11 protein-coding genes are annotated in these 12,502 nt (G+C 55.6%); all 11 read right to left on the bottom strand.

The window, feature by feature from the left end:
• Nucleotides 1-202: 202 nt before the first annotated feature.
• On the bottom strand, nucleotides 203-2,038 hold the full coding sequence (gene nuoL / locus NXS97_RS20300) for an NADH-quinone oxidoreductase subunit L (RefSeq protein WP_116219891.1): 1,836 nt from the start codon (nucleotides 2,036-2,038) through the stop codon (nucleotides 203-205).
• Entirely contained in the window at nucleotides 2,035-2,337 is a 303-nt protein-coding gene (nuoK, locus tag NXS97_RS20295; RefSeq protein WP_013026506.1) for an NADH-quinone oxidoreductase subunit NuoK, read from the bottom strand. Before nuoK ends, nuoL begins: the two co-directional genes overlap by 4 nt.
• Nucleotides 2,334-2,885, bottom strand: a complete 552-nt coding sequence (nuoJ, locus tag NXS97_RS20290; RefSeq protein WP_014605380.1) for an NADH-quinone oxidoreductase subunit J — start codon at nucleotides 2,883-2,885, stop codon at nucleotides 2,334-2,336. Before nuoJ ends, nuoK begins: the two co-directional genes overlap by 4 nt.
• Before the next feature lie 10 nt (nucleotides 2,886-2,895).
• A complete protein-coding gene (nuoI, locus tag NXS97_RS20285) occupies nucleotides 2,896-3,438 on the bottom strand; it encodes an NADH-quinone oxidoreductase subunit NuoI (protein ID WP_013026508.1) in 543 nt (180 codons plus the stop codon).
• 11 nt (nucleotides 3,439-3,449) lie between these two features.
• On the bottom strand, nucleotides 3,450-4,427 hold the full coding sequence (gene nuoH, locus NXS97_RS20280) for an NADH-quinone oxidoreductase subunit NuoH (protein WP_013026509.1): 978 nt from the start codon (nucleotides 4,425-4,427) through the stop codon (nucleotides 3,450-3,452).
• Nucleotides 4,424-7,147: an NADH-quinone oxidoreductase subunit NuoG gene (gene nuoG / locus NXS97_RS20275; protein ID WP_019106001.1), complete on the bottom strand. Its 2,724-nt coding sequence runs from the start codon at nucleotides 7,145-7,147 to the stop codon at nucleotides 4,424-4,426. The genes nuoH and nuoG overlap by 4 nt, the downstream gene beginning before the upstream one ends.
• A 111-nt stretch (nucleotides 7,148-7,258) precedes the next feature.
• A complete protein-coding gene (nuoF, locus tag NXS97_RS20270; RefSeq protein WP_181901430.1) occupies nucleotides 7,259-8,599 on the bottom strand; it encodes an NADH-quinone oxidoreductase subunit NuoF in 1,341 nt (446 codons plus the stop codon).
• A gap of 2 nt (nucleotides 8,600-8,601) precedes the next feature.
• Nucleotides 8,602-9,117, bottom strand: coding sequence for an NADH-quinone oxidoreductase subunit NuoE (gene nuoE, locus NXS97_RS20265; RefSeq protein ID WP_013026512.1), 516 nt, complete (start codon nucleotides 9,115-9,117; stop codon nucleotides 8,602-8,604).
• 2 nt (nucleotides 9,118-9,119) lie between these two features.
• Complete coding sequence (gene nuoC / locus NXS97_RS20260) at nucleotides 9,120-10,919, bottom strand: NADH-quinone oxidoreductase subunit C/D (protein WP_013026513.1); 1,800 nt, start codon at nucleotides 10,917-10,919, stop codon at nucleotides 9,120-9,122.
• 117 nt (nucleotides 10,920-11,036) lie between these two features.
• On the bottom strand, nucleotides 11,037-11,714 hold the full coding sequence (locus tag NXS97_RS20255) for an NADH-quinone oxidoreductase subunit B family protein (RefSeq protein WP_006120026.1): 678 nt from the start codon (nucleotides 11,712-11,714) through the stop codon (nucleotides 11,037-11,039).
• 15 nt (nucleotides 11,715-11,729) lie between these two features.
• Nucleotides 11,730-12,173: an NADH-quinone oxidoreductase subunit A gene (locus NXS97_RS20250; RefSeq protein ID WP_013026514.1), complete on the bottom strand. Its 444-nt coding sequence runs from the start codon at nucleotides 12,171-12,173 to the stop codon at nucleotides 11,730-11,732.
• Nucleotides 12,174-12,502 lie beyond the last annotated feature (329 nt).

Below are 12,502 nucleotides of genomic sequence, written 5' to 3'. Positions count from 1 at the left end.
CATACTTCCCTTTTATGGCCTTTTATGAGCTATCTTACTTGCCATTTTCATTCCCGGCAGTACTCGCAATCCTCACGTACTTCAGTACGCTCCGGTTGCTGTGCGCTGGCGGTTATGAAACTGGCTGCGACGATTGCGCTCATTACTCGGTTATTTGGACATTCTTAACTGGGGTAAGCGAACTCACCCCGCTCATCAATCTTTAAATTACCAGCAACAGGGCCAGAACCACGACGGCACCCACGCTCATCGACGCCACGTACCAGCGCAGATAACCGTTTTCACTGACCACCAGACCTTTATTGGCGATACGTGAAAGCAACGCAGGGAGGTTCATCAGGCCGTTGAGCGGATCGCGTTTTAACAGCCACGCAATGCCCAGGTACGGTTTGACAAACACCTTGTCGTAGAGCCAGTCGAAGCCCCAGGCGGCGAACCACCAGGTGCCGAAGAAGCGGCCCGGTGCGCTGTTGGCAATACGGGTCACCAGCTGACGTTTGCCCAGCCAAAGTGCGGCTGCAATCACGATGCCGGAAACCGCGACCAGACCCGATGCAATCTCCAGCGTCACTTTACCGTTTTCGCCAAACTCATTCGCCGGCAAAACCTCCGCCAGTGGTGGGGTAATCAGTGCGCCAACGAAGGTAGAAAGCACCAGCAGCACCAGCAGCGGCAGATGATGGGTAATGCCTTTACCCGCATGAGCATGAATCTTCTCTTCACCGTGGAACACGATGAAGATCATGCGGAAGGTATAAATTGAGGTCAGGAACGCACCCACCAGGCCCGCTACCATCAGGTTAAGATGACCGTTCGCCAGCGCACCAAACAGGATTTCATCTTTACTGTAGAAACCGGCGGTAATCAGTGGCAGTGCCGCCAGCGCGGCGCCGCCCACCAGGAAGCAGGTGTAAACCAGCGGGATGCTCTTACGCAGTCCGCCCATCTTAAAGATGTTCTGCTCGTGGTGGCAGGCCAGAATAACCGAACCTGAAGACAGGAACAGCAAGGCTTTAAAGAAGGCGTGGGTCATCAGGTGGAAAATCGCGGCATCCCACGCCTGTACGCCCAGCGCCAGGAACATGTAGCCAATCTGGCTCATGGTGGAGTAAGCGAGAACGCGTTTGATGTCCGTCTGAACCAGGGCAGCAAAGCCTGCCAGCACCAGGGTAATGGCACCGATAATGCCGACCAGATGCAGCACCTCAGGCGTCAGCAGGAACAGGCCATGCGTGCGGGCAATCAGGTAAACCCCTGCCGTTACCATGGTCGCGGCGTGAATCAGTGCCGATACCGGTGTCGGGCCTGCCATTGCATCGGCCAGCCAGGTCTGTAAGGGCAACTGGGCCGATTTACCGACCGCACCGCCTAACAGCATCAGGGTAGCCCACTGCAGCATGTGATTGTCCGCCGCAAAGTGTGCCGGTGCCAGCTCAACCATCTCGCGGAAGTTGAGCGTACCCAGTTCGTTGTAAAGGATGAACAGCGCAAAGGCCAGAAACACATCGCCGACGCGGGTGATGATAAAGGCTTTCATCGCCGCTTTGCCGTTTTCCGGATTGCTGTAGTAGAAGCCGATCAGGAGGTAAGAACACAGCCCAACCCCTTCCCAGCCCAGATACATCAGCATCAGGTTATCCGCCAGCACCAGAACCACCATGCTGGCGATAAACAGGTTGGTATAGGCGAAGAAGCGTGAATAGCCCTCTTCTCCGCGCATATACCAGGAGGCGAACATATGGATCAGGAAACCGACGCCGGTAACCACCGACAGCATGGTAAGCGAGAGGCCATCCAGAGTCAGATTGACCTGAATGTTAAAATTGCCCACGTGAATCCAGGTCCACAGCGCCTGGGTGAATACCTGCTGCCCGTTAGCAAAGAAGTCAACGCCAACATACAGGGTGGTCAGTGCGGCTAACCCCACCGATCCCATTCCGACCGTCGCCGACAGATTCTCTGACCAGCGACCACGGGAAAACGCTAACAGCAAAAAGCCGATCAGCGGAAACAAGACAGTTAAATAGAGAAGGTTCATCCGCGCATCTCGCTCACAATATCAATGTTCAGCGTCTGACGACGACGATAGAGCTGAAGCAGCAGGGCCAGACCGATACTGGCTTCCGCTGCGGCGAGGCTGATTGCCAGAATATACATCACCTGACCATCGGCCTGTCCCCAGTAGCTGCCCGCGACGACCAGCGCCAGCGCCGCGGCGTTGATCATAATTTCAAGGCTGATCAGCATAAACAGCAGGTTGCGGCGCAGTACCAGCGAGGTCAGGCCAAGAACGAACAGCACCGCGGCCAAAATCAATCCATGTTGTAACGGGATCATGCTTGCTCCTTATTCGCCTGCGCGGCATCGTTTGAACGGTTGCTCAGGACTTCACCCTGGCGCTCTTCACGTCCCAGATGGAAGGCAACAACCAGACCGGCCAACAGCAGCATTGATGCCAGTTCAACCGCCAGGACATACGGGCCAAACAGGCTAATACCGACCGCTTTCGCGTCGATGATTTTACCGTCAATGCCCTGATCCTGTGCCGTCATGATGGCGTAAATCATGACCGCCAGTAGCAGAAAGGACACCAGACCGGGACCGATCCACAGGGACGGGCTGAGCCATTCGCGTTCCTGTTTCTCCGTGGCCTTGCCCAGGTTGAGCATCATCACGACGAACACGAACAGCACCATGATGGCACCGGCATACACGATGATTTCCAGCGCACCGGCAAAGTAGGCACCCAGGGAGAAAAAGACACCCGCCACCGATAACAGCGAAACGATCAGGTACAGCAACGCATGTACCGGATTAGTGTGGGTAATGACGCGTAACGTCGTCACCACCGCCACCAGTCCGCAAAGATAAAACGCAAATTCCATGCCTTGCTCCTTAAGGTAATAAGCCTTTGACGTCGATGGGTTTCGCTTCATTTTCAGCGTCACCTTTATCTTTACCGTCAATCGCCATACCTGCCATGCGGTAGAAGTTGTACTCCGGATATTTACCCGGCCCCGAGATCAACAGATCGTCTTTTTCATACACCAGATCCTGACGCTTGAACTCGCCCAGCTCGAAATCCGGCGTCAGCTGGATAGCGGTGGTTGGGCAGGCCTCTTCGCACAGGCCGCAGAAAATGCAGCGTGAGAAGTTAATACGGAAGAACTCTGGATACCAACGACCGTCTTTGGTTTCGGCCTTTTGCAGTGAAATACAGCCTACCGGACAGGCTACTGCACACAGGTTACAGGCAACGCAACGCTCTGCCCCATCGGGATCGCGCGTCAAAACGATACGACCACGATAGCGCGGTGGCAGGTAGACCGGCTCTTCCGGATACATCTGGGTTTCGCGTTTCGCGAAGGCGTGCATGCCTATCATCCAGATACTGCGAACTGTCGTGCCGAAGCCTACGACAATATCTTTTAATGTCATTTGTTTACCCCTTACTGCGCTGTGTACAGAATCACTGCGGCGGTCGCCAGCAGGTTCAACAGCGTCAACGGCAGACACACTTTCCAGCCGAACGACAGCACCTGGTCATAGCGTGGACGCGGAAGCGCAGCACGAATCAGGATGAACATCATCATAAAGAACGCCGTTTTCAGGGCGAACCAGATGAAAGGCGGCAGGAAAGGCCCATGCCAGCCCCCGAAGAACAGCGTCACAATCAATGCTGAGACGGTGGTAATCGCGACGTATTCGCCCACAAAGAACAGGCCGAATTTCATCCCGGCATATTCAATGTGGTAACCGTCGGCCAGCTCTTGCTCAGCTTCTGGCTGGTCAAAAGGATGACGGTGACAGACCGCGACGCCCGCAATACAGAAGGTCAGAAAACCAAAGAACTGCGGGATGATGTTCCACAGGTGCGTCTGGCTGTTGACGATATCGGTCATGTTGAACGATCCCGCCTGGGCCACTACGCCCATCAGCGACAGTCCCAGAAACACTTCGTAACTCAGCGTCTGCGCAGAGGCGCGCATGGCACCTAACAGCGAGTATTTGTTATTACTCGCCCAGCCGGCAAACAGTACGGCATAGACCGCCAGGCCCGCCATCATCAGGAAGAACAGCAGCCCGATGTTCAGGTCGGTGACGACCCAGGTCGGCGAAACCGGCACGATGGCAAATGCCAGCAGCAGTGACACAAAGGCGATGACCGGCGCCAGGGTAAAGATAAAGCGGTCGGTGAACGGGGGAACCCAGTCCTCTTTAAAGAACATCTTGATCATGTCAGCAACCAGCTGCAAGGATCCGCCCCAGCCCACGCGGTTCGGTCCATAGCGGTTCTGGAACAGGCCGAGCAGACGACGCTCGGCGAAGCTCATAAACGCACCGCAGCCCACCACGACCAGCAGAATCACCAGCGCTTTACCCACGGCGATCAGAATGTCGATAACACCTGGAGTTAACCAGCTCATTGCGCCGCCTCCTGCAGAGAATCAATTTTTGCATTCGCCAGGAATGGCGGTACGCCCGGCAGACCGAGTGGAAGCCCCACCTGCCCTGCCTGCAGCGACGCGGAGAAACGCACAGGCAAGCGTACGGTTTCACCGGCACAGGTTAATTCCACAGACGCGCCACTGTTCACGCCCAGCTTAGCCGCATCCTCCGGGTTCAGGACCAGAGTGGGTGCCGACATACGCTGTTGGATCACCGGCGCGCGCTGCGTCATCTCTTCACTACCGAATAGCTGATAGTAAGGCGCGACGCGGAACTGACCGTTAGTGGTATACGCGCCAGGTACGCTGCTGAACCAGGCTAACTGTGCGTCGCTGGCTTCGAACAGACGCACGCCGGGATCGCCGTGACGCAGTTTACCGCCCACTTCATCCTGGAATTTGTTCCATGCCTGAGGTGAGTTCCAGCCTGGCGCCCAGGCAAAGGGGATCTGCGAACGCGGTGCGTTCGGCTGGTTGTTCCCTTCCATTGAGAAGGCAAACATCGTGTCCTGATCCTGCGGCTGACGCGGCTCGTGCACGCTGATGTTGGCGCGCGCGGCGGTACGGCCACTGGCACGATGCGGTGAACGCGCCAGTTTCTGACCACGGATACGGAAGCTGGCATCCGGTGCCGCCTCTTTAATGCCCTTCAGCTGTGGCAGACTGGCAACCACGGCATCAATGACGTGATCCAGCTGCGTCCAGTCAACGTGGCGGCTTTCCAGCGCGCTGTGCAGCGAATGCAACCAGCGCCAGCTTTCCAGCATCACGATGCTGTTGTCATAATAGGCAGGATCGTACACCTGGAAGAAACGCTGTGCGCGCCCTTCGTGGTTGATTGAGGTGCCGTCGCTTTCCGCGAAGCTGGCCGCGGACAAAACCAGTCCGGCTTTCTCCAGCGTGGCGGTGCGTTGATGATCAACGACGATCACGTTAGCGGCCTGATTCAGCGCTGCATCCACCTGCGCTTTTGGCGCATGGCGATAGAGATCGTTTTCCAGTACCACGACCGCATCGGCTTCGCCGCTTTGCAGTTGTTCTAGCGCCTGGTCCAGGGTGTTTCCGCCCATCAGGCCCAGCCCCATGCTATTCGCATGGCCTGCCAGTAAGGTGATACCGACGTCTGCGCCGCGCGCTTTCAGCGCTTTCGCCACGTTCGCGGCCGCTTCAATCATGGCAGTGCTGCCTGAGTGAACACCGGAAACGATCAGCGGTTTTTTAGCGCCGGCCAGCGCCTGCACGACGACATCCAGCTTGCCGTTCAGCGCAGCGTCGAAATCGCTTACGGCCGGGGCGGTTTCGTCCAGCGCATTGGCGATGGCAAATCCAAGACGCGCCTGATCTTCCACTGGGGCACGATAGCTCCACGCGGCAATATCATCGAGACGCGTTTCATCGACGTTGGTGACAAAGAGCGGATGCTTAGCGTGCTGACCGATATTCATGATGGCCGCGATTTGCCAGTCTGCGACTTTCTGCGCAGCGGCCATTTCACGGGCCTTACCTTTCACCGCCTGGCGCACAGACAGGGCCACGCGCGCGCCAACCTGGGTCAAATCTTCCCCCAGCACCAGCACTGCATCGTAGCTTTCAATTTCACGCAGCGATGGCGTATAAATTCCGCCGTCACGCAGCACTTTTAACAACAGTTCAAGGCGTTCCTGCTCACCGGCAGGCATGCCGGTAGAGAAGTTTTCGGCCCCGACCAGTTCACGCAGCGCAAAGTTGCTCTCGACGCTGGCACGTGGCGAGCCGATACCAATCACGCGTTTCGCCTGGCGCAGCACGTCTGCCCCGACGTTCACCGCCTGCTCCGCATTCAGCGTCACGCGATCGCTGCCGCGCAGCTGTACCGGATGGTGAGGGCGGTCCTTCAGGTTGACGTAACCGTAACCAAAGCGACCACGGTCACACAGGAAGTAGTGGTTAACGCTGCCATTGTAACGGTTTTCGATGCGGCGCAGCTCGCCATAGCGCTCACCCGGACTGGTGTTACAGCCCACGCTGCACTGCTGACAGATGCTGGGCGCGAACTGCATATCCCATTTACGGTTATAGCGTTCAGAGTGGGTTTTATCGGTAAATACGCCGGTTGGGCAGATTTCAACCAGGTTGCCGGAAAACTCGCTTTCCAGCGTGCCGTCTTCCGGGCGGCCGAAGTAAACGTTGTCATGCGCGCCATAAACGCCCAGATCGGTACCGTCAGCATAATCTTTGTAATACCGCACACAGCGGTAGCAGGCGATACAGCGGTTCATCTCATGCGAAATGAACGGGCCAAGGTCCTGATTACGGTGGGTGCGTTTGGTGAAGCGATAGCGGCGGAAGCTGTGGCCGGTCATTACCGTCATATCTTGCAGATGACAGTTACCGCCCTCTTCGCATACCGGACAGTCGTGCGGGTGGTTGGTCATTAACCACTCAACCACGCTTTCACGGAACTCTTTCGCTTCGCCATCATCAATAGAGATGAAGGTGCCGTCAGACGCCGGCGTCATACAGGACATGACAAGGCGGCCGCGGGTATCTTCAGCGTTCTGGAATTGCTTTACCGCACACTGGCGGCAGGCACCCACGCTTCCCAGCGCCGGATGCCAGCAAAAATAAGGAATATCAAGGCCCAGAGACAGACATGCCTGTAGCAGGTTGTCCGCTCCGTTCACATCATATTCTTTACCGTCTACATGGATTGTAGCCATAGTGACATGCTTCCGTAAGGCTCGTCATAAACGAGCGTTAATCAAATTCTTGTTCCTGCACACTGCAGCAGGAACGGCGGCACAGGGCCAGCTCCCGTGGATAACGGCGAATTACCAGCGCGCTTTCAGCAGGTTTGGCTGAATACCACCGATCGATCGGGTATTACCCAACACCTGCGGCGCGATACCGGCTTCAAACTCTTCACGGAAATATTTAATGGCGCTTTGCAGCGGTTCGACTGCACCGGGTGCGTGGGCGCAGAACGTCTTGCCCGGGCCGAGCTGGCGGCAAAGCTGCTCCAGGGTTTCGATATCCCCCGGCTGGCCTTTTTTCTGCTCCAGCGCGCGCAGGATCTTCACGCTCCACGGCAAACCATCACGGCATGGCGTACACCAGCCGCAGGATTCACGGGCAAAGAACTCTTCGAGATTGCGCACCAGTGAAACCATATTGATTTCATGGTCCACGGCCATGGCCAGCGCCGTACCCAGACGGCTGCCCGCTTTACCGATGCTGGCGAACTCCATCGGCAGATCCAGATGCTGTTCCGTCAGGAAGTCCGTTCCCGCCCCGCCCGGCTGCCACGCTTTAAAGCGCAGACCATCGCGCATGCCGCCGGCATAGTCTTCCAGGATTTCACGGGCCGTGATACCGAACGGCAGTTCCCAGACGCCAGGGTTTTTCACCCGACCCGAGAAGCCCATCAGCTTGGTACCCGCATCGTCGCTCTTAGACAGGCCCTGATACCACTCAACGCCGTTTGCCAAAATAGCCGGCACGTTTGACAGCGTTTCAACGTTGTTCACGCAGGTCGGCTTACCCCAAACGCCCGCGCTCGCCGGGAAAGGCGGCTTAGAACGTGGGTTAGCACGGCGTCCTTCCAGCGAGTTAATCAGTGCGGTTTCTTCACCGCAAATATAGCGGCCTGCGCCGGTGTGGACGATGAGTTCGAAATCGAACCCTGAGCCCAGGATATTTTTACCCAGTAACCCGGCTTCGGTCGCTTCAGCGATGGCACGGCGCAGATGCACCGCCGCTTCAATGTATTCGCCACGCAGGAAGATGTAGCCACGGTAGGCTTTCAGGGCAAACGCACTGATCAGCATGCCTTCAACCAACTGATGCGGCATCTGCTCCATCAACAGGCGGTCTTTATAGGTGCCCGGCTCCATTTCATCGGCGTTACACAGCAGGTAACGGATGTTCATGGATTCGTCTTTCGGCATCAGGCTCCACTTCAAACCGGTAGAGAAGCCTGCACCACCGCGTCCCTTCAGGCCGGAATCTTTCACCAGCGCCACGATCTCGTCGGGTGCCATGCCCTTCAGTGCTTTTTCCGCACCGGCGTAGCCGTTTTTGCTGCGGTACTCATCCAGCCATACCGGCTGCTGATCGTCGCGCATGCGCCACGTCAGTGGATGGGTTTCGGCAGTACGAATGATCTGTTTAATTGTCATTGATACTGCTCCAGCAAAGAGGCGATGCCTTCCGGCGTCAGATGAACGTGCGTATCTTCATCCACCATCATGGTTGGGCCTTTATCGCAGTTACCCAGACAGCAAGTCGGCAGCAACGTAAAGCGGCCGTCGGTCGTGGTCTGGCCGGGCTTGATATTGAGGTTTTCTTCCAGCGCAGCCTGAATGCCCTGAAAACCGGTAATGTGACAGACCACGCTGTCGCAGTAGCGGATCACGTGGCGGCCAACCGGCTGGCGGAAAATCTGGCTGTAGAACGTTGCCACACCTTCTACGTCGCTGGCGGGAATGCCCAAAACGTCGGCAATCGCATGAATCGCGCCGTCTGGTACCCAGCCACGTTGTTTCTGTACGATTTTCAGCGCTTCAATTGACGCGGCGCGTGCATCTTCGTAATGGTGTTTTTCGTGCTCAATCGCATGGTGCTCTTCCGCACTCAGCACGAAGACCTCGTTAGGGTCGATCGTTTTAATAGCAATGTGTTGATCGTGCATAATTAGCGGTCCACGTCTGACATAACAAAGTCGATACTACCGAGGTACACGATTAAATCGGATACCAGGCTGCCACGGATTACCGAAGGAATCTGCTGCAGGTGCGGGAAGCTCGGCGTACGCACACGTGTGCGATAACTCATCGTGCTGCCATCACTGGTCAGGTAGTAACTGTTAATCCCTTTGGTCGCCTCAATCATCTGGAAGGATTCATTGGCCGGCATAACCGGGCCCCATGACACCTGCAGGAAGTGAGTGATCAGGGTTTCAATGTGCTGCAGCGTGCGCTCTTTTGGCGGCGGGGTTGTCAGCGGATGATCGGCTTTAAACGGCCCTTCCGGCATGTTGTTCAGGCACTGTTCCAGAATACGCAGCGACTGCCACATCTCTTCCATTTTCAGCTGTACGCGCGTGTAGGCATCGCTGATACCGGCACCCACGGGCACTTCGAAGTCGAAGTTTTCATAGCCTGAATAGGGACGCCATTTACGCACGTCAAAATCGAGACCGGTGGCACGCAGGGCTGCACCTGTGGTGCCCCAGGCCAGCGCTTCTTCCATATTGTAGGCTGCCACACCTTGCGAACGGCCCATCAGAACGGTGTTGCGCAGCGCCGCTTTGTCGTACTCTTTCAGGCGCTTTGGCATCCAGTCCAGGAAGTCACGCAGCAGGCGCTCCCAGCCTTTCGGCAGGTCGTGTGCCACACCGCCAATACGGAACCAGGCCGGGTGCATACGGAAACCGGTAATCGCCTCAACCACATCATAAATTTTCTGACGGTCGGTAAAGGCAAAGAACACCGGCGTCATTGCGCCAACGTCCTGAATAAAGGTTGAGATGTACAGCAGGTGACTGTTGATGCGGAAAAGCTCAGAGAGCATGACGCGAATAACATTCACGCGGTCAGGCACCACGATACCAGCCAGTTTCTCAACGGCCAGTACGTAAGGCATTTCGTTAACGCAGCCACCAAGGTACTCAATACGGTCGGTGTAAGGAATGTAGCTGTGCCAGGACTGACGTTCGCCCATTTTCTCTGCGCCACGGTGGTGATAACCAATATCCGGGACGCAATCGACGATCTCTTCCCCATCCAGCTGCAAAATGATGCGGAAAGCACCGTGCGCTGACGGGTGGTTTGGACCGAGGTTGAGGAACATGAAATCTTCGTTGGCGGTGCTGCGTTTCATGCCCCAGTCTTCCGGCTTGAACGTCAGCGCTTCCATTTCCAGATCTTCTTTCTGCTTCGTCAGCGTGAAAGGATCGAATTCGGTCGCACGCGCAGGATAGTCCTTGCGCAGCGGATGCCCTTCCCAGGTCTGCGGCATCATAATGCGCGTCAGATGCGGATGACCATCAAAGGTGATACCAAACATCTCCCAGGTTTCGCGCTCATACCAGTTGGCATTGGCGAAAATATTGGTGATGGTCGGCACATGCATATCGTTTTCAGATAAAGCCACCTTGAGCATGATGTCGCGATTGCGTTCAATCGAGAGTAGGTGGTAGAAAACGGAAAAATCCGCGGCAGGTAAACCGGCGCGGTGGGTACGTAAGCGTTCGTCCATGCCATGCAGGTCATACAGCATGACGTACGGCTTAGGAAGTTTTCGCAGGAATGTAATGATTTCCAGCAGCTGTTCACGCTTTACCCAAACAACCGGAATACCGGTGCGGGTCGCCTGAACGGTAAAGGCATCCGGCCCAAAACGATTACGCAGCTCGCCGATCACCGGGTCATCCAGGTGATCCCGGGTTTGCCATAGCGGCTGAGCGAGATCTTGCGTGGTCAAATCTGTCATACGTTACTCACCATTCCGGCCTGATAACAGGCGCTCAAATGAAGGCGTCAGGATGGTGCCATGCATTAATTTGTGGTGTTGTCTGCTGCAGGCACTGATTCCATCCATACGGTTAACTTAAACTTCGTCTGGTGTACGCAGGTTGGTTACTGCAATACGTTCGCCACGCTTACGTTCACGCTCAGACTGCATATTGGCACGGTAAACGCCCTGGTCTCCGACCACCCACGAAAGGGGACGGCGCTCTTTGCCAATGGATTCCTGCAGCAGCAGCAGTGCCTGCATGTAAGCTTCAGGGCGCGGCGGGCAACCCGGGATATACACGTCAACCGGAAGAAACTTATCAACGCCCTGCACGACAGAATAGATATCGTACATGCCGCCTGAGTTGGCACAGGCACCCATGGAAATCACCCATTTCGGCTCCAGCATCTGATCGTACAAACGCTGAATCACCGGGGCCATTTTGGTAAACGGCGTACCGGCAATGACCATGAAGTCGGCCTGACGTGGCGATGCACGCATAACCTCTGCACCGAAACGCGCGACGTCGTGCACGGCGGTGAAGGAGGTGGTCATCTCAACGTAGCAGCATGAAAGACCAAAGTTGTAAGGCCACAGGGAGTTTTTACGTCCCCAGTTCACCATGTCGTGCAGGGCGTGTTCGAGCTTGCCCATGTAGACGCTGCGATGAACGTGCTGCTCCAGCGGATCGCTGACGATTTCCTGCTTTTGCAGAGGGTAACGGTCGTTCTCACCACCGTTTGGGTCTATGCGGGTGAGCGTATAGTCCATCTTATTGCCTCTCTTTTACTGCTTATGAGGATTGGTGTGACTTACCGTGGGCGTTTTAACCACGATTCGCCGGCGTGCAGGCGTCCAGTCCAACGCGCCAATGCGCACCAGATAAACCAGGCCCGCCAGGAGCACCAAAATGAAAATTGCGGCTTCCACAAAGCCGACCCAGCCGCTTTCACGGATAGAGGTCGCCCATGCGTATAAAAAGAGAGCTTCTACGTCGAAGATAACGAAGAACATCGCTACCAGGTAGAATTTTGCTGATAAGCGGAGGTGAGTGTCACCGACGGATTCAATGCCGGACTCAAAAGGTGTGTCTTTGTAACGGGCACGCGCTCTGCCGCCAAGCAGCCAGCCTCCGGTTAACATGAACGCACAGAGGCCAAAAGCGATGACGATAAATACGACGAATGCCCAATGCTGAGCGATGATTTCGGTGGTAGTTGACATACTCATTGCTTACTCATCAAAAGTGGCGCGGGCATCCTGCTCGGGTTCTGGCAGCAAACTCACCACATCGATTCAAAGGGAAGGATAAAAACCTTACAAATTTTGCTGTTACTCTGCAATAAGCAGCAATTTTATGGGGTTTTTTACTCCTTTCTATAACCTTTTGTCAACTTTGACAAAAGTATCCAAACTTTATTTTACACCTGCATCATATTATTAACATATGATGCGCGTGTTTCCAGCTAAATCGCTTCAGTCTGTAAGGGTAATTTTAGTGTAGCGGGTATTTGCGCGCATGGATCGTGCAATTAACCCTCATATTTTGACAGGATTTC

It is taken from the genome of Pantoea sp. B623, from assembly GCF_024814475.1.
Taxonomy (GTDB): Bacteria; Pseudomonadota; Gammaproteobacteria; order Enterobacterales; family Enterobacteriaceae; genus Pantoea; species Pantoea ananatis.
The sequence above is the reverse complement of the archived record's forward strand: the minus strand, read 5'-3'. Positions and strand labels throughout refer to the sequence as shown.

Excerpts from the sequence above, each read along its gene's own strand:
- nuoC (WP_013026513.1), bottom strand. The coding sequence starts at position 10,919 with ATGACAGATTTGACCACGCAAGATCTCGCTCAGCCGCTATGGCAAACC.
- nuoG (WP_019106001.1), bottom strand. The coding sequence starts at position 7,147 with ATGGCTACAATCCATGTAGACGGTAAAGAATATGATGTGAACGGAGCG.
- nuoL (WP_116219891.1), bottom strand. The coding sequence starts at position 2,038 with ATGAACCTTCTCTATTTAACTGTCTTGTTTCCGCTGATCGGCTTTTTG.
- nuoJ (WP_014605380.1), bottom strand. The coding sequence starts at position 2,885 with ATGGAATTTGCGTTTTATCTTTGCGGACTGGTGGCGGTGGTGACGACG.
- nuoK (WP_013026506.1), bottom strand. The coding sequence starts at position 2,337 with ATGATCCCGTTACAACATGGATTGATTTTGGCCGCGGTGCTGTTCGTT.
- nuoH (WP_013026509.1), bottom strand. The coding sequence starts at position 4,427 with ATGAGCTGGTTAACTCCAGGTGTTATCGACATTCTGATCGCCGTGGGT.
- NXS97_RS20255 (WP_006120026.1), bottom strand. The coding sequence starts at position 11,714 with ATGGACTATACGCTCACCCGCATAGACCCAAACGGTGGTGAGAACGAC.
- nuoE (WP_013026512.1), bottom strand. The coding sequence starts at position 9,117 with ATGCACGATCAACACATTGCTATTAAAACGATCGACCCTAACGAGGTC.
- nuoI (WP_013026508.1), bottom strand. The coding sequence starts at position 3,438 with ATGACATTAAAAGATATTGTCGTAGGCTTCGGCACGACAGTTCGCAGT.
- NXS97_RS20250 (WP_013026514.1), bottom strand. The coding sequence starts at position 12,173 with ATGAGTATGTCAACTACCACCGAAATCATCGCTCAGCATTGGGCATTC.